Genomic DNA, 16,093 nt, shown 5'->3' with positions numbered 1-16,093 from the left:
CATCTTTTGATACAAGTTACCGCATAAAATAATCGCATTTTGACATTTTATGTCATAGATTAATGCCTAGGTCAGATGAAGGCTTAGATTGAGAGTTAAAATAAGGCCTAAATTCAGACTGAGCTTAGATCTAGATTAAGGTCGAGATGAAGAGTGAAATTGAGCCGCGATAGGTAAAGAGTCGTCCATCGGGGTCAATCTAAAGGATAGTAACAAGGAACTGACAGTTAAGGGGAACAGTATGTCTAGACGTTGTCATGAAGTGGATTATGAAATTATCGGCCACAGTATGCAGTTGGTTGAAGTGGAACTCGATCCTAACGAAACTGTGGTCGCTGAAGCGGGCGCGATGAATTACCTAGAGCAAGATATTAGCTTTGAGGCCAAAATGGGCGATGGCTCTGAGCCTGAGTCTGGCTTTTTTGGCAAGTTGGTGGGCGCGGGTAAACGGGCATTGACGGGTGAGAGCATTTTTATGACTCACTTTACCAACCAAGGCAATCAAAAACGTAAAGTCGCCTTTGCCGCCCCTTATCCTGGCACTATCCTAGCGATCGACTTGGCCGAACATGGTGGTGAGCTTATCTGTCAGAAAGACAGTTTTTTGGCTGCGGCTTTAGGTACACGCGTGACGATGAAATTTAATCGCCGCTTAGGTACCGGATTTTTCGGTGGCGAAGGATTTATTCTGCAAAGCCTACAGGGCGATGGTATGGCGTTTATCCATGCGGGGGGCACCTTAGTGAAAAAAGAACTAAAAGGTGAAACCTTAAGAGTTGACACAGGTTGTCTTGTTGCATTTACCTCAGGGATTGATTACGACATAGAGCGTGCAGGCTCATTAAAGTCTATGGTCTTTGGCGGTGAAGGTTTGTTTTTAGCCACACTCAAAGGCCACGGGACGGTTTGGCTACAAAGCTTGCCATTCTCACGTATGGCAGACCGCATTATCGCCCATGCCCCATCAGCGGGTGGCAGTGATCGCGGTGAAGGCTCTGTACTCGGAGGTCTTGGTCGCATGCTCGATGGGCGCTAAATTATAAGCTGACATGCTGTCTTCTCTTAAGGCATTCCAGACTATCCTCTGGGATGCCTTTTTAGTTGAAGCCTGTCATTTCCTTCAACGTTTTAAGCGTCTTTAGTTGTTGCTAAGGCCGCGTTTGGTTGTTAAGGCTTTGCTGAATGCGTCTTTCAATTAGTTTAGATATGAGATACATCATCAAATAGCCCGTGCCTAAGGCTAAAATCACCGCGACGACATTCTCCGTATACAGGCGGTAAGCGTAGAAAGTACCGACCAGTACTGCGATACCAGCAAGGCGAATAAGTAGGCTTTGGGTAAAATAACCGTGGGCTTTGATATAGGCCAACTGATAGCCATTGAGCATCATAAATATAAAAAACATGGAGAAATGCATTAATACTGGGGCCGCTTTAATGTATTGCTCGGGGAATAACCAAGCGACTAACGGCTTGCTCGCAAAGACCATAACGACAAAAAAAATACCGCTGGTCCACAAAGAAACTTTCGTCAGCCATGACTTAATTTGTTGCACTTCGTCAAAGCGTTTTTCTCGTACGCACACTGCGACTTCGGGCAGCACAAAACGGTAGATGGGAAAGACAAAAAGCAGGGTGAGGTAAGTGATCATCGGCCGCACCACCACTTGGAAATCACCCAGTTCATCTATGCTGAAATAGGCAATAGTCAGCAGTACGGTGATGTAAATCATCAAGATACTGGCCCCCGCTTCCATGGACGCCGTCAGGCTTTTCTTCATAAAACTGCGTAAACCCGTATCAAAATGCACTGCACTTAAGGGTGGAGTGGCAATATCTTTGCGCCGTTTTAAGTACATATATAAGGCAACGATGAGCGATGACAGTGTCATGCTGTAAAAGAGTGATGCAATGGCGGTTTGTTTTAAGCCGTAGAAACATAATAAAAAGCTAGTCACTTGCGCGAGCGGCTCTAACCAAGTGACTCGATTGGAGATGGCATATAGCCGGTACATGGCAATTTGATTGGTAAAATAGACCTTGAGCCCCATACTCAGAATAATCCCAACCAATTGAAAATATTCTACATTGAGCTGAAGTTTGTGTTTGATATAGGGTAAAACTAAGCCCCATGTCAGTAGTACCATAGCGATCAAGCTGTAGCGGAATATATTAGTGATATCCACATCTTGCTTGGTCTGGGAGTAGGTCACCACCATAGAGGAGCGAAATCCCGTCATTAGGATTAGCGACAGTGAGATAATGTCGATCACTGTGTGATAGAGCGCTAGATCGGCTTTGGCAACCCATTGTGCTAGCCAGAGTTTAAATAGAAACCCCACAGAAATACTGGCGAGTGATGCCCAGAACCCCGCAATAATTGCCTGCTTAACCCGTTGAAGTGAGGTGTTTTCCATTATCAAAAATCCAGCGTTAGTCTACGGTCATTATCGGGATGCTATGAATTCAATTAAGATTTTGCCTTAGCCGCATGAGTATTTTTAGGTGACACTTATCTTGTTCTGTTCGATCTCTTTTCACCCTGCATGAGTCTAGCATTTAGCCAATTTACGACCAATAGCCAGATAGTAAAGATATGATAAATATCAATATGTTGCTTTATTGTAAGTTAGAACGTTATTGAGTGAGGACTGGGGTGATAAATTGTCTTACAAACAACGTTTTTTGATAGATCAAAGCAGTATTAGGAAGTACAACTACGCCCAGATAAGCGCTGGGCGTAGTTGTAAAAGTGTCAGTTATAAATGCCATTTTTCCATGGGAAGTTAATCGGTAATGATATTGACGATATCGAGGATTTTACGGCTGTTATTATCGAGTTTGATTAGTGCACCTTCGACTTGAATGCTAATGATGCCATCTCTGTCTAAGGGGACTACGATGCGGCCGCGATCATAAATATCATGCTCAAGCACATCACCACGCTGGAGTTTTTTCTGCCAACCGGGTGGCAGTGACTGACCTTGGTCAACTTTTTTCTGTAGTCCCGGCGGTAGACTTTTATCCTTTTTGTGGTGCTCATGGTCATCTTTAGCAAAGGTTGAGATGGACATCGTTAAGCTGAGGACAAGTCCTGTGATTACCACTGAGGTTAATTTATTCATCTGTACTCCTAAGGGGCATTGAGTTGATGTTGTGTCCAATGCTTGATGTGGCCAACAATAGGCGATGCTAAATGAACTATAGCTGAACGTTCTGGTTCAAGATTGCTTTCTAGCGGGTTAACATGAGTACGGCTTGCCATTGTTCGGCGGTCACAGGTTGGATACTGAGTCTTGACCTCTTAGAGACTAAATACATGTCCGCCAGTTGGGGTAAACTTTTTATCAAACTTAAGGGAATAATCTCGTTAAATTTTTTGACAAAGCGGATATCTACTCGTAGCCATCTTGGTTTGGTTGGATCTGACTTAGGGTCAAAATACTTCGATTCTGGATCGAAGGCCGTGCTGTCGGGATACGCATTGGTCACAACTTCAGCGATACCGACAATACCGGGCACTTTGCAGCTTGAATGGTAAAAAAATACCTTGTCGCCAATCTGCATCTCATCGCGCATAAAGTTACGCGCCTGATAATTACGGATCCCATGCCAAGCTTCAGTTTGGTTAGGGCAAGCCTTAAGATCATCTATGCTAAATTCGTCGGGTTCCGATTTCATAAGCCAGTAGTTCATCTTGTTTCCTTTACTCATAGTTGCCGTTAAGCGCTTCAATACCGCTGAGTTTATCTGAATTTTGTCGAATACCCCAGTTCGTCACCCATATCAGATATTGTGAGTTTGATTAAGTTTCCGTTCAGATAACGTGGCTTAGCCTGTTGACAGCAATCTTATTTGGTATGCCTTATGCAAATTTTCGTTTCTAAGGCAAAGCGTCAAATTCGATCTCGGTTTGTGACTGGTGTCGTACAAGTTGTGGCAGCAGAGGCAACCAAAACCTGTGAGGTGTGTTATGGGGACTTCAACAATGACATCCGATTGTGGCTTATACACTAAATATCTTAAGGATTTTACGGCGGGTGATGTGATCTTAAGTCATGAGCGAATGCTGGAATTTATTAATGACCTGACAACGCAAGGTTGGTTATTGGCTAATTTCACTTGGGACTATTGGTATAACAACAGTTACTTAGTCGATAAACCTGCCTATATTCGTGATGCGAGCATCGCACAATGTAAGTTGCTGCTAACCGCCATGACGCGACTCGAGGTTTTTAGCCCCGGCGTGTTAGAAAATATGCGTCGCCAAGGGGTGTTACTGGCCATTGTTGAGCGGTTACAAAGCTTAAATGTGCCTAAGTCGAGTGCTCATTTTGAGTTTATCAGCCGTTAGCACTGGGCTTTAATGGATTGTTATCTAATAGTTTGTCTTACTCTTTAGTCTAATAAAGTGCTTTTTTACTTGTGACATGATCCGTGGATTGGTTAGTTTGGACCTCGCTAACCATAATAATAAATGCACGGAGGCCTTAATGTCAGTTCCTACAAGCCAAGTTATAAGCCCGCTCAACGTTAGCGAGTTTAGAGGCGAGTCATCACCGAAACTCGTTGAGAAGACCATAGGTCAATATCTTGATGAGATTGCGGCAACGTATCCCGACCAATTAGCTGTCGTCGTACACCATCAACATATCCGCTGGAATTACCGCCAATATCTTGCCCAAATCGATGCGCTCGCCACAGGACTATTAAAACTCGGCATTAAGTCTGGTGATAGGGTAGGGATTTGGTCGCCTAACAATATCGAGTGGTGTTTAACTCAATATGCGACCGCTAAAATTGGCGCCATCATGGTGTGTATTAATCCTGCGTATCGTCCTGAAGAGTTGCAATATGCGCTGAGTAACGTGGGGTGCCGCGCGGTAATTTGTGCCGACAAGTTTAAATCCAGTAATTACCTCGAAATGTTATACGAATTAGCGCCTGAGCTAACTTCTTGCCCTGCGGGTCAACTACAGGCGAAGGCCGTTCCTGAGCTCGAGTTTGTGATCCGTATGGGCGCTGAAAAATCCGTCGGCATGTTGAATTTTGATGACCTGCTCGTCGATGTGACCGCCGATGACAAGGCGGCACTCGAGAGTATCGGCAATGCATTAAGCCCGTATGATGCGATTAATATCCAGTTTACCTCTGGCACGACGGGTAGCCCAAAAGGTGCGACCTTATCCCACCATAACATTTTGAATAATGGTTATTTAGTCGCAGAGGCGATGAAGTTTACCTGTCACGATAAACTCTGTATTCCTGTGCCCTTATATCATTGCTTTGGCATGGTGCTCGGCAGTTTAGTTTGCTTAGCCAAAGGCGCCGCGGCTGTGTTCCCCGGCGAATCCTTCGATCCCTTGACGACATTGCAAGTAGTTGAACAAGAGCGGTGCACCGCTTTACATGGCGTACCGACCATGTTTATTGCCGAGCTTGAGCATCCTGAATTTACGCGTTTTGATTTGAGTTCTTTACGAACCGGCGTGATGGCGGGGGCTACTTGCCCAGAAGAAGTGATGCGCCGAGTACAAAATCTCATGTATATGAAGGAAGTACTAATTGGTTATGGTCAGACTGAGTGCAGTCCGCTCAATCATATTACCGAAATCGATTCGCCGGTTGAGAAACGGGTGCTTACCGTCGGCCGGGCTTTACCTCATACCGAAGTGAAAATAGTCGATGAATTTGGTGAAGTGTTACCAATTAATCAACCCGGTGAAGTCTGTAGTCGGGGATATTGCATAATGCAGTGCTATTGGAACGATCCCGAAAAAACGGCGGCGACCATAGACAGTGCGGGTTGGCTACATTCGGGCGATATCGGCCAAATGGATGAGCAAGGTTATGTGCAAATTGTGGGTCGCATTAAAGATATGATCATTCGTGGTGGCGAGAATATCTATCCCCGTGAGATTGAAGAGAAACTTTACACCCATAAAGATGTGCAGGATGCGGCTGTCTTTGGCGTTCAAAGCGATAAATACGGCGAGGAAGTGTGTGCTTGGATCAAAGTCCGCTCAGGAGGCGCGATTACAGAGGCAGATATTCGTCATTTTCTCACCGAGAAGTTCGCCTACTTTAAAGTGCCGCGCTACATCAAGTTTGTGGATCAGTATCCAATGACAGTGACGGGAAAAATTCAGAAATTCAAAATGCGCGAGCTGATGTATCAAGAGTTATATGAAGATATTAATGCTTAAGTGATGTGATTTTGCGAGTGCGCTTTTTTGACTTTCAAGCCGCGCAATGCGGCTTGAATTTTATTCTATCTAGCTATTTCGGTTAGCAGATAAACGAACAAGCTAATTGGCTAATGAAAAAGTCGGCGAGTCATACCATCAAGCCAAGCTGCACTTTGAGTTAGCTTTCGCTGCTAATATCATTATTCTAATTGTAATAAAACTTCACTTCCCCGCTGTGGCTTGATAGCTATACTAAAACTAGTCATAAAATCTAACCAGTCATAAAATCTCGGCAGATAAAAACGAAAGCGTTAAGTTGTCGATGATGTAGTCGTAAATCCATGCAGGCAAAGGAGTACTAAATGGTTCGATGGCGTTCAATGCTCCTTGTGTATTGTCTTTCCTTTATGGGATTAAGCGAAGCTAAAGCGGACACCTTAATGCTCACTTCTTTACTTTGGCCGCCTTATTCAGGAGAGCAATTAACGGAGCAGGGTGCCAGTATTGCCGTGGTACGGGCGGCGCTGAACGTTATGGGACATCAATTAGACGTGGATTTCTATCCGTGGAGCCGCGCTGTCAAACTTACGACTATGCCGAACTCTGACTACATAGGTTATTTTCCTGAATACTATGTAGAAACTGAAAAGTTTATCTTTTCAAAACCGATTGGCGAAAGTCCATTGGGGCTGGTGGAGCAAAAGTCCCATCCAGTAAGTTGGAATTATATTGAAGATCTTAATCGCTATACCTTAGGTGTGGTGAAAGATTATGTGAATACTCAGGCCTTAGATCGCATGATCGTTTCCGGTGTTCAGCGGACTGAAGCTGTGACTTCGGATGAGCATAATGTCAAAAAAGTTGCCGCGGGTCGGATTGATGCCGCGGTGATTGATGTCAACGTTTTGCACTATTTACTCAAGCAAAAGCCCTTACAGCCGCTGGCGACAAAGTTGCAAATCAATCGGCAAATTTTGGCGAATAAGCAGCTCTATATCGCGTTTCGTAATACAGAAGAGGGACGGCGTTGGCGAGATATTGTTGACCAAGGTTTAGCGCAGGTTGACGTAGAAACCATCATTGGAGAGCTACTTTATCGTGAAGATTAATGTAGGGTTTTAGGATAGTTTATTCTTTGTTTTACTCGCTATTTTTCCGCTTATTTCCCCGTAAAGTCACTTCTGATATGCAGTTTGTCATCATTTTGTCTTTGTTCACTATTAGTATCACTTTAACGGCATGAGTTGTTCTCTCATTTTATTGATTAAGGTGACATGAAGAAACTTCCTTTTGAGCTTCCATTTGAGTTAGATACGCTGCAGCAACTCATTGATACTCATCATCTTAAGTTGGATTATCAGATCCTTGCCGACATTCCATTCCGCCAAGAGCATTTCCCCCTTTACAGTGTTGAGTTAGGTGGTACAGATACGCCTTGTCCGACAGTACTCTTTGTGGGTGGCGTGCATGGGGTTGAACGTATTGGATCTCAAGTTATTTTGGCATTGTTAAACAGTTTATTGCAGCGGCTTGTTTGGGATAAACACCTACAACAGATGCTAACGGGCCTGCGGTTAGCTTTTGTACCTGTAGTGAATCCTGTTGGGTTATTCATGGGAACGCGGGGCAATGGTAATCAAGTGGATTTGATGCGTAACGCTCCGATAGAATCCCGTGAAAAAGTGTCCTTTATGGTGGGAGGACAGCGTATATCGTCACGGCTGCCCTGGTATCGCGGTATTGGGGGAATGGAGCTGGAAACTGCGGGCTTAGTGGCCTATGTACAACAACTGTTGAGTCGCAGCACAAGTTTGATTTCGCTCGATGCCCACTCGGGATTTGGCTTGAGTGATCATATCTGGTTCCCCTACGCCCATACCAGTACCGCCTTCGAAAATGCCAATTATATTTTTCATCTAAAACAATTATTTGAACAGAGTTATCCCCATCACGGCCATTATCGGTTGGCGCCGCAGAGCCAGTTTTATCGCACTCATGGTGATATTTGGGATTATCTCTATCGCCAGCACCAAGTGGCTGATCCTTCTGCTCAGGTGCCATTTTTACCTTTGACATTAGAGATGGGATCTTGGGCATGGATAAAGAAGAATCCTAGACAAATATTTAATTTTGCTGGCTTTTTTAATCCACAAAAAACACATCGTCACCACAGGATTTTACGCAGGCATACAGTACTCATGCAATTTATGATGGAAGCGGCCTATGCCCAATCGTTAGAGCAGTTAACACCTGAACGTTTGACTGAGCTGACAGAGTGCGCACGGCATTATTGGTATCGGGAGTCTCAGTCATGACAACTTGGGTGTTATTAAGGGGATTAATGCGTGATCAGCGCCATTGGAATGGTTTCGATCAGCGTCTGCGACAAAAGGGATTGCGAGTGCTGACACCGGATCTTCCGGGCAATGGGACGCTATCCCACGAATTAAGTCCGCTTAAGATTGCCGATTATGCCCATGCCGTGTGGCAGCAATTGGATGAGCAGGCACAGGAAGGGGAGACTATTTATCTCCTCGGCTTGTCTATGGGCGGTATGTTGGCGCTGGAAATGGCATGCCAGCGACCTTGGCAGATAAGGCATGCCTTTGTATTAAACAGCAGTGCGGCGAATTTATCGTATTGGTATCAAAGATTTAATCCGCTGAATGCATTGAAGGCTTTTTTCATGCGTGCTCGGGGTAACGCTTTACATCCAATCGAGTCGACTATAGTGCGTTTAACCAGTTTTCGTCATCGGCGAGACCGAGATTTAATTGTCAAGTGGAGTGAGTTTCGCCGCGATACCACACCAAGTAGACGCAATGTATGGCGACAACTTTGGGCGGCTTTTCAATACCAATGTCCATTGACAGTGGAAGTACCGATAACTGTGCTCTGCGGTGACCGTGATGCGCTGGTGAGTATGGCATCGAGTAAGGCGTTAGCACGGCATTTTTACACCGATTTGATTGTACTTGCGTATTGTGGTCACGATGTCGCTATAGATGCACCCGCAAAACTGGCGCATTATCTGTTGGACATTGTGGGGGCGACTAAGCCGCAAGTGCAGTTTTCTGTGGATAGTGAGCCTGCCAATACTCAATATGATTGCAACGATTTATTGGAGGAAGAAATAGCCTTAAACGAAGCGATATTTGCTGTATGGGATGACAAAGCGCTATCCACTCTTGAAACCAAATAATCGAGAGTGAATAGCGCAGTTAACACATTGTCTTATTAAGCTTTAGCCACTACGGTTTGGCCTATCGGTGTGAGGCTGAGTAAAGCTAACTTAAGATGTTGTATCCCAAAGGGAATACCGATAATCGTCACAAAACAGGCTAAGGCGTGGACCAAATGCCCTATGGCTAACCAGATCCCAAACAGTAAGAACCAAATGATATTTCCTACCATGCCTAATGCACCTGTGCCTAAGTCGTCACGTCCAGTTAAGTGGCGACGGTTCATTTGTTCTTGGCCGAAGGGCCAAAAGGTCATTTCGCCGATAACAAAACAGGCGCGGCCGAAGGGAATACCAATGATACTGATAAAACACAGGATACCTGCGAGCCACCAAGCGAGTCCCATTACAAATCCGCCGAGTACAAACCAAGCTATGTTGAATATTAAGCGTAATACAGCCATTGAAAACTCCTTATGTTTACCCTGTTAGCCTTTATCGTTAGCTTCGATAAATTGAATATATGTCAATGTCTAAGCGATAACTATGCCAACTATTTAAATTATTCATAATCAATGTGTTAATTATATGTATTCGAGATTCATGTGTCATTTTCACTAGTTTTTCGCCAAATTGATAATTTCTTAAGGGCGTAACAGGAAGGGCGGAGTTACACTAGCCATCCCTTAACTGGTTTAAAAACCAGATAATTTAATTGTTTGAGTCGCTTGATGTTTGCAAATTCCCCTGTTGATACGTTTGCCTTTGCTGGCAGAGACATATTCCTAAAACGTGATGATTTACTGCATCCGGCGTTTAGTGGCAATAAAGCTCGCAAATTCGGCTATTTTTTAGATCATGAGTTTGCAGGCATCAGCAAGGTGATAGGTCATGGCTCGCCATTAGCTAACTCACTGTATTCATTGTCAACATTAGCGAAGATGAAAGGCTGGCAATGTGATTTTTATGTAGATCATATTGCCAGTCAAGTGGTTAAACATCCTACGGGCAATTACGCTGCCGCTTTAGCGAATGGCGCTAATATTATCGATTTAAGTGTGTTAATAGCACAAAAGCAGGCGTGCACTCAGTCGCAATCTGAACCTCACGTTTTGTCAAATCTTAATGCTAGGCCTGACCCTACAGCGCAAGTGGGCGATGTGCGACTGAGTTGCCAAGATTATATCGAGGCTCAAGTACTCGTGAATGAGCCGACGGCGCTTTTTATCCCTGAGGGGGGTCGTTGTGCTTACGCCGAATACGGGGTTAATAGATTGGCGCAAGAGATAGTACAGTTTGCGAAGGCGAATGGATTGGTTGATTTAACGGTGTTTTTACCTTCGGGGACGGGAACGACTGCGTTATTTTTAAATCAGTATTTTATCCGTCAGCAAACGGATATTCGCGTCGTGACTTGTGCCGTTGTCGGTGGCGATGATTATTTGCGCTTGCAATTTTCCTTACTTAATTCCAATACCAGTGAGCATCCACAGATTGTTAATGTCGGCAAGAAATATCATTTTGGTAAACTTTATCCGGAATTTTATGCCATGTGGCAGCGGGTCTGCGCCTCAGGCGTGCAGTTTGAATTACTCTACGATCCCTTAGGTTTTATTGTGCTTGAGGAATATTTACAAGGCGGAGGCTCTCGTCCAGTGATGTATATTCACCAAGGTGGCTTACTCGGGAACGAGACCATGTTGCCACGTTATCAGCGTAAATTTGGGCGAAGTGGCTCATCCTGCGCCTCTGATCATTGACTTAGTGACGCTAAGACATAATATGTTTGAAGCTGTGTAATGCTAAGTTAAGCTGATGATTTGGAACGATGGGGAATATCAATGACTGAAGCGGAATATCTCGCCAATTACGATCCTAAGGTTTTTAAGGCTCAGCTACTGACAGTGGATGCCGTATTGTTTACCTATCACGATCAGCAACTTAAAGTACTCTTAGTACAACGCTCAAATCATCCATTTTTAGGTTTATGGGGATTACCTGGAGGGTTTATCGATGAAAATTGCGACCAATCCCTTGAGCAAACTGTATTACGTAAACTGCATGAGAAAACCGCGGTAGTGCCACCTTATATTGAGCAGCTATGCACTGTGGGTAATCGTGGTCGCGATGTAAGAGGCTGGTCTGTGACTGTGTGTTATACCGCCTTGATGAGTTATCAAGCTTGCCAAATTCAGATTGATTCAGTGAGTGATGTTAAGTGGTGGCCATTAGCGGATGTGTTGCAGATGCCCTTGGCGTTTGATCATTTGCAGTTAATCGAGCAAGCGCGGGAACGCTTAACACAAAAAGCCTTATATTCTTTAGTGCCAGGATTTGCACTGTCTGAACCTTTTACCTTGCCAGAATTGCAGCATGTACATGAGGTTTTACTGGGCAAGCCTATCCAAGGTAAATCTTTTCGTCGGCGGGTTGAACAGGCTGATTTATTGATCGATACGGGATTAAAGCGCACCGAACGTGGTCGTCCTGCTAATTTATACCGCTTGAAACCCAATACCGCATCGTATCGCTTCTTAAGAAATTTAGAATGTTGATCACAGTGAATATGGATTTAAGCAAGATATTCGCCTTGCTCAATATGAGTAACGGTGACTGCTTATGCCTTATTCATGGTGACTTTGAATCAGTAAAGACTGTTTTATTGCTGATTTTGCCCTAATGTCTCCGGTTCTTGTATTACTCGATACCCATATTGTAGCTTCTTAGTTGTCTTTCCCACTAATAGTGTCTAAAAGACACTATATGCCATTTAAGCATAACATTTCAGGTTGCTCCGTTTGAAATAGTCTAAAAATCAACTTTACACAATAATGTCTTTAAGACACTATTCTTCATGTAGACAACAAGGGCGCCGTCAATTTCGGCAATCGTGCCACAGACAGGAGGTTACTATGTCTCAACGTATTCAGACGTCTCAAGATGCTTCTCACGCTCAACGCTTGCAAGCTGATTTTTATCGGTTACCCGCAGCTAGAGATGAGACTCACTACCGCTTATTTCAATTTGGTGCGGGGGAAAACCATGTTCAACTACTGGTTCCTCCAGCGAAACGAGTAACGATCTTTTTCAGTTATCGGGGCGATCATTCCATCATGCAGCTCTTGTTGTTAACTGATGCATTGCGTCGCAGTGGTGCCGAGCAAATTGATCTGTTATTGCCTTATATGCCGGGCGCTCGCCAAGATAGGGTGTGTAATGCCGGTGAGGCCTTGTCGGTAAAAGTCTATGCTAGCCTAATTAATCAGCAGCAATATGCTTCGGTCACTGTATTTGACCCTCACAGCGATGTCACCGCAGCATTGTTAGACCGAGTTCAGGTAATAGATAACCACAGTTTTGTCGCAGCGATCGCAGCCCAATTAACGGGGGAGCTAGTGTTAGTCTCGCCCGATGCGGGGGCGAATAAAAAAGTATTCGGCTTAGCTAAAGCGTTACAGGGAATGCCGGTGATCAGGGCCGATAAACATCGTGATGTGGTCAATGGGCATATTATCGCTACCGAAGTGTTCTGTGATGACTTATCGGGTAAAACCTGCTTAATCGTTGACGACATTTGCGCGGGTGGCAGAACCTTTATTGAACTTGCCATCAAATTAAAGCAAAAGGGTGCCCAAAGCGTTATTTTGATCGTGTCACATTATGAAGATAAGGCCAGCGAGTTGGTACTGCGAGAGTCGGGCATAGACAGATTATTTTGTACCGATAGTTTAGGTGTCCCCACACATATTTCGAGCGAGTTCTGTCATTGCCATGCTGTTTTGAGTTATATGAATCATTAAGGAAAATATTATGTACTTGAATCCTGTTACCGCCATTGATGGCTACAAAGTCGACCACCGTCGTCAATATCCCGATAATACTCAGGTGATTTTTAGTAACCTGACTGCCCGTAAATCCCGTCGTGGTTACACTGACCAAATGGTGTTTTTTGGCTTGCAATATTTTATCAAGCATTTCTTGATTGACAGTTGGAACCGTGATTTCTTTCAACAACCCAAAGATCAGGTCATTCGTCAATTCTCCCGCCGTATCAATAACTATCTCGGGCCGAATAATGTTGGCACTCAGCATATTGAGGAGTTGCATGATTTAGGCTATTTACCAATTAAAATTATGGCATTACCTGAAGGCTCAGTGTATCCATTAAAAGTGCCTTGCTTGATTTTGTACAATACCGATGAGCGGTTCTTTTGGTTGACCAATTATCTCGAAACCATCCTTTCCGCTAATGTGTGGGGTATGTGTACCAGTGCCACTACCGCGCTGCAATACCGCAAAATATTTGAGACTTATGCGTTAGAAACCGATGGTGACATCGCGTTTGTTGATTGGCAGGGTCACGATTTTAGTTTCCGTGGCATGTATGGTGCGGAGGCCGCGATCATGAGCGGCGCCGCACATTTACTCAGTTTTACTGGGACTGATACCATACCCGCCATTGATTTTCTTGAGCAATATTACTGTGCCGATAGTGATAAAGAACTTGTCGGTGGCAGTGTGCCTGCAACGGAGCACAGCGTGATGTGCGCGGGTGGCATGGAGAATGAATTAGAGACGTTCCGACGTTTGATTGAAGATATTTACCCAACGGGCATTGTCAGCATTGTTTCAGATTCTTGGGATTTTTGGCAGGTGATGACAGAATTCACCTTAGCGTTAAAAGACCGCATTCTTGCCCGCGATGGCAAAGTGGTGTTTAGGCCTGATACGGGTTGCCCTGTGAAAATCATTTGTGGCGATCCACAAGCACCAATCGGGAGTCCTGAATATAAAGGCGCTATTGAGTGTCTGTGGGACGTCTTTAGGGGTAGCACAACTGCCAAAGGTTACAAAGCGCTGAATAGCCATGTTGGACTGATCTATGGCGATTCAATCACCATTGAACGTGCTGAAGCCATTTGTGCTGGCTTAAAGGCCAAAGGTTTTGCGTCAACCAATATTGTGTTTGGGATAGGCAGTTTTACCTATCAACACGTGACCCGAGATACTGACGGTTATGCCGTGAAAGCGACCTTTGCGAAAGTTGATGGTAAAGACAGAGAAATATTTAAAGATCCTAAAACTGATGATGGCACTAAAAAATCCGCTAAGGGTTTAGTAGCGGTATTTAAAGATGAGCAGGGTCAATTTTATCTTAAAGATCAAGCCAGCTGGCAAGATGTCAACAATTGCGAGTTTGTTCCCGTATTTGCCGATGGTGAACTATTAACGGAATATTCTTTAGCAGATATTCGCGCAAGGTTGGCAGAGTCTAGAAGTTGAGCCTATCGATTTATGATTTTTAACGGCTATCGACAATAGCGAAGATAAAACTGGCAATGTGATTTCTATTAGGGTCATATTGTCAGTTAAGTTTTGAATTTATTTTAAGTCGCGTAAGTAAAACGCCCCATAAATAGTCAAATGCAAATACAAGCGATTAAGACAGTAACTGGTTCCGTTTAAGAATTTTATAGGTACGACGGCCAATGTTTTCGAGGTTTTTTAAATCTTTTAGGCTAGGCGCCACCTCACTAAATTGCCAATAACTGATTTCGGCATCTAACATTTCCAGCATTTTCTTCGAACAACCTAAACATTGTCCCTGGCACAGTTGTGCTTCTTCTAAATTGAATGGAATAGTCTCTTTGATCTGGTTTATCAAGGTTTGCATGGCAATTTGAGTATTGGGTTTTGGCATAGATGATGTGCTGAACAGTATTCATGTGTATGAATATTAGCGGATGCTGCAATGGAAAGAGGTGATCTAACGCTGGATTTGACTCATTTGGTTCGGCAGGTATCTGTGTGAGAGAGATACAGCCTGAACCAAATGTGCTCGTCATAATGACGTAAAAAAGGATAGCGTGTTCGTGACATTCGGCTATCAGTCTACTTAAGTGCTCGGTACTGCGAAGATAATGGAAACCGATTAAATACACTTGAGTAAACGGGTACTGCGGTATTAATTTTTAACTTATCGTTTTACTTACTTTTTGACTTATTTGTTCGCGGACAATAACCATTTCATAAAGCTGATGGCTTCTGTACGTTTAGAAAAAGTCTGTCTGTTTTTACCTTGACGATCGGTAAAAGCAATTGAGGTTTTATTTACTGAGATTGAATCTACAGGGAAGTTCACTGTAATTTCATGTCCATTAATTTTGTATGACATATGCCACACTCCTTTTTGTTAATTCACCCATAGGTGAGATAGTTGTAACTATAAAATATCCTTAGCAATTGTGCGAAAGATTCGTTCTATTGAGTATCGAGGTTACCCCATCTTTGATTCATTAATCAAGAGATGCTTAATCGATAAATATTTCATGTTGTCGATTACGTCAATGGAATAACTCGATTCAACCAGTTGACCATAGCTTAATGACAATACTATGACAACAAGGAGAACGGTAAGTTCACAGACATAACCACATGATTTTAGTGATATCGAATGATTGAGCTTATGGGGTTTTGCTTGTAGTAGGCTTTCTTTATGAGGACCGAACTCTGATTGCTAAATATCAGGCTGGGTTAAAAAGGTAAACAACAAGGTGTATCTCAAAACGACGTGCAGTATATCAATAAAAATGGCTTATGCAAGTTTAATTTTTATTCGATGTCATTATTTATTTGCTAATGTTGAATTAAAGTGTATTTTTCGTGGCTATTTACTTGATTTAAAGAGGTATAGTTAGGTCTGTTTATGGGTTGTTTTTTATTT

16 protein-coding genes are annotated in these 16,093 nt (G+C 43.6%); 10 read left to right on the top strand and 6 right to left on the bottom strand.

Features of this window, described 5'->3' with window-relative positions; translation table 11 throughout:
• Window positions 1-241 precede the first annotated feature (241 nt).
• A complete protein-coding gene (locus L5L91_RS08210; protein WP_113940919.1) occupies window positions 242-1,036 on the top strand; it encodes a TIGR00266 family protein in 795 nt (264 codons plus the stop codon).
• Window positions 1,037-1,148: 112 nt separating this feature from the next.
• On the opposite strand, the gene L5L91_RS08205 is transcribed toward L5L91_RS08210, so the two are convergent.
• The 3 genes from L5L91_RS08205 to L5L91_RS08195 all read right to left on the bottom strand — a co-directional run bounded on the left by L5L91_RS08205 (window position 1,149) and on the right by L5L91_RS08195 (window position 3,696).
• Window positions 1,149-2,417 carry a lipopolysaccharide biosynthesis protein gene (locus L5L91_RS08205; protein WP_263163028.1) on the bottom strand — a complete coding sequence of 423 codons (1,269 nt, stop codon included), beginning with the start codon at window positions 2,415-2,417 and terminating at the stop codon, window positions 1,149-1,151.
• 369 nt (window positions 2,418-2,786) lie between these two features.
• Complete coding sequence (locus L5L91_RS08200) at window positions 2,787-3,125, bottom strand: hypothetical protein (protein WP_219235284.1); 339 nt, start codon at window positions 3,123-3,125, stop codon at window positions 2,787-2,789.
• A 109-nt stretch (window positions 3,126-3,234) separates the two neighbouring features.
• Window positions 3,235-3,696 (bottom strand): EVE domain-containing protein, encoded by a 462-nt coding sequence (locus L5L91_RS08195; RefSeq protein WP_263163027.1) that lies wholly within the window; start codon window positions 3,694-3,696, stop codon window positions 3,235-3,237.
• Window positions 3,697-3,973: 277 nt separating this feature from the next.
• Between L5L91_RS08195 and L5L91_RS08190 the strand changes: the two genes are divergently transcribed.
• The 5 genes from L5L91_RS08190 to L5L91_RS08170 all read left to right on the top strand — a co-directional run bounded on the left by L5L91_RS08190 (window position 3,974) and on the right by L5L91_RS08170 (window position 9,390).
• Window positions 3,974-4,354 carry a DUF6508 domain-containing protein gene (locus L5L91_RS08190; RefSeq protein ID WP_168827411.1) on the top strand — a complete coding sequence of 127 codons (381 nt, stop codon included), beginning with the start codon at window positions 3,974-3,976 and terminating at the stop codon, window positions 4,352-4,354.
• 139 nt (window positions 4,355-4,493) lie between these two features.
• A complete protein-coding gene (locus L5L91_RS08185; protein ID WP_263163026.1) occupies window positions 4,494-6,206 on the top strand; it encodes an AMP-binding protein in 1,713 nt (570 codons plus the stop codon).
• 344 nt (window positions 6,207-6,550) lie between these two features.
• Window positions 6,551-7,297 carry a substrate-binding periplasmic protein gene (locus L5L91_RS08180; protein ID WP_028759599.1) on the top strand — a complete coding sequence of 249 codons (747 nt, stop codon included), beginning with the start codon at window positions 6,551-6,553 and terminating at the stop codon, window positions 7,295-7,297.
• 165 nt (window positions 7,298-7,462) lie between these two features.
• Complete coding sequence (locus L5L91_RS08175) at window positions 7,463-8,503, top strand: M14 family metallopeptidase (protein ID WP_263163024.1); 1,041 nt, start codon at window positions 7,463-7,465, stop codon at window positions 8,501-8,503.
• Window positions 8,500-9,390, top strand: a complete 891-nt coding sequence (locus tag L5L91_RS08170; protein WP_263236075.1) for an alpha/beta fold hydrolase — start codon at window positions 8,500-8,502, stop codon at window positions 9,388-9,390. Before L5L91_RS08175 ends, L5L91_RS08170 begins: the two co-directional genes overlap by 4 nt.
• A gap of 35 nt (window positions 9,391-9,425) precedes the next feature.
• Here the strand turns inward: L5L91_RS08170 and L5L91_RS08165 are convergent, their stop codons facing one another.
• The gene (locus L5L91_RS08165; protein ID WP_263236073.1) at window positions 9,426-9,833 is read right to left on the bottom strand and encodes a YccF domain-containing protein; all 408 of its coding nucleotides are present in this window, start codon (window positions 9,831-9,833) and stop codon (window positions 9,426-9,428) included.
• Between the two features lie 267 nt (window positions 9,834-10,100).
• Between L5L91_RS08165 and L5L91_RS08160 the strand changes: the two genes are divergently transcribed.
• The 4 genes from L5L91_RS08160 to L5L91_RS08145 all read left to right on the top strand — a co-directional run bounded on the left by L5L91_RS08160 (window position 10,101) and on the right by L5L91_RS08145 (window position 14,652).
• On the top strand, window positions 10,101-11,129 hold the full coding sequence (locus tag L5L91_RS08160; RefSeq protein ID WP_219251657.1) for a pyridoxal-phosphate dependent enzyme: 1,029 nt from the start codon (window positions 10,101-10,103) through the stop codon (window positions 11,127-11,129).
• Window positions 11,130-11,210: 81 nt separating this feature from the next.
• Window positions 11,211-11,924, top strand: coding sequence for an NrtR DNA-binding winged helix domain-containing protein (locus L5L91_RS08155; RefSeq protein WP_131525016.1), 714 nt, complete (start codon window positions 11,211-11,213; stop codon window positions 11,922-11,924).
• 357 nt (window positions 11,925-12,281) lie between these two features.
• The gene (gene prs / locus L5L91_RS08150) at window positions 12,282-13,169 is read left to right on the top strand and encodes a ribose-phosphate diphosphokinase (RefSeq protein WP_263236071.1); all 888 of its coding nucleotides are present in this window, start codon (window positions 12,282-12,284) and stop codon (window positions 13,167-13,169) included.
• A gap of 10 nt (window positions 13,170-13,179) precedes the next feature.
• Window positions 13,180-14,652 (top strand): nicotinate phosphoribosyltransferase, encoded by a 1,473-nt coding sequence (locus tag L5L91_RS08145; RefSeq protein ID WP_263236069.1) that lies wholly within the window; start codon window positions 13,180-13,182, stop codon window positions 14,650-14,652.
• Between the two features lie 157 nt (window positions 14,653-14,809).
• On the opposite strand, the gene L5L91_RS08140 is transcribed toward L5L91_RS08145, so the two are convergent.
• Window positions 14,810-15,070, bottom strand: coding sequence for a hypothetical protein (locus L5L91_RS08140; protein WP_263142482.1), 261 nt, complete (start codon window positions 15,068-15,070; stop codon window positions 14,810-14,812).
• Between the two features lie 300 nt (window positions 15,071-15,370).
• Complete coding sequence (locus tag L5L91_RS08135) at window positions 15,371-15,544, bottom strand: hypothetical protein (protein ID WP_006082106.1); 174 nt, start codon at window positions 15,542-15,544, stop codon at window positions 15,371-15,373.
• Window positions 15,545-16,093 lie beyond the last annotated feature (549 nt).

The sequence above is a fragment of the Shewanella sp. SM55 genome (genome assembly GCF_025654025.1).
Classification (GTDB): domain Bacteria; phylum Pseudomonadota; class Gammaproteobacteria; order Enterobacterales; family Shewanellaceae; genus Shewanella; species Shewanella oncorhynchi.
The sequence above is the reverse complement of the archived record's forward strand: the minus strand, read 5'-3'. Positions and strand labels throughout refer to the sequence as shown.

Excerpts from the sequence above, each read along its gene's own strand:
- L5L91_RS08210 (WP_113940919.1), top strand. The coding sequence starts at position 242 with ATGTCTAGACGTTGTCATGAAGTGGATTATGAAATTATCGGCCACAGT.
- L5L91_RS08205 (WP_263163028.1), bottom strand. The coding sequence starts at position 2,417 with ATGGAAAACACCTCACTTCAACGGGTTAAGCAGGCAATTATTGCGGGG.
- L5L91_RS08200 (WP_219235284.1), bottom strand. The coding sequence starts at position 3,125 with ATGAATAAATTAACCTCAGTGGTAATCACAGGACTTGTCCTCAGCTTA.
- L5L91_RS08195 (WP_263163027.1), bottom strand. The coding sequence starts at position 3,696 with ATGAACTACTGGCTTATGAAATCGGAACCCGACGAATTTAGCATAGAT.
- L5L91_RS08190 (WP_168827411.1), top strand. The coding sequence starts at position 3,974 with ATGGGGACTTCAACAATGACATCCGATTGTGGCTTATACACTAAATAT.
- L5L91_RS08185 (WP_263163026.1), top strand. The coding sequence starts at position 4,494 with ATGTCAGTTCCTACAAGCCAAGTTATAAGCCCGCTCAACGTTAGCGAG.
- L5L91_RS08180 (WP_028759599.1), top strand. The coding sequence starts at position 6,551 with ATGGTTCGATGGCGTTCAATGCTCCTTGTGTATTGTCTTTCCTTTATG.
- L5L91_RS08175 (WP_263163024.1), top strand. The coding sequence starts at position 7,463 with ATGAAGAAACTTCCTTTTGAGCTTCCATTTGAGTTAGATACGCTGCAG.
- L5L91_RS08170 (WP_263236075.1), top strand. The coding sequence starts at position 8,500 with ATGACAACTTGGGTGTTATTAAGGGGATTAATGCGTGATCAGCGCCAT.
- L5L91_RS08165 (WP_263236073.1), bottom strand. The coding sequence starts at position 9,833 with ATGGCTGTATTACGCTTAATATTCAACATAGCTTGGTTTGTACTCGGC.
- L5L91_RS08160 (WP_219251657.1), top strand. The coding sequence starts at position 10,101 with ATGTTTGCAAATTCCCCTGTTGATACGTTTGCCTTTGCTGGCAGAGAC.
- L5L91_RS08155 (WP_131525016.1), top strand. The coding sequence starts at position 11,211 with ATGACTGAAGCGGAATATCTCGCCAATTACGATCCTAAGGTTTTTAAG.
- prs (WP_263236071.1), top strand. The coding sequence starts at position 12,282 with ATGTCTCAACGTATTCAGACGTCTCAAGATGCTTCTCACGCTCAACGC.
- L5L91_RS08145 (WP_263236069.1), top strand. The coding sequence starts at position 13,180 with ATGTACTTGAATCCTGTTACCGCCATTGATGGCTACAAAGTCGACCAC.
- L5L91_RS08140 (WP_263142482.1), bottom strand. The coding sequence starts at position 15,070 with ATGCCAAAACCCAATACTCAAATTGCCATGCAAACCTTGATAAACCAG.
- L5L91_RS08135 (WP_006082106.1), bottom strand. The coding sequence starts at position 15,544 with ATGTCATACAAAATTAATGGACATGAAATTACAGTGAACTTCCCTGTA.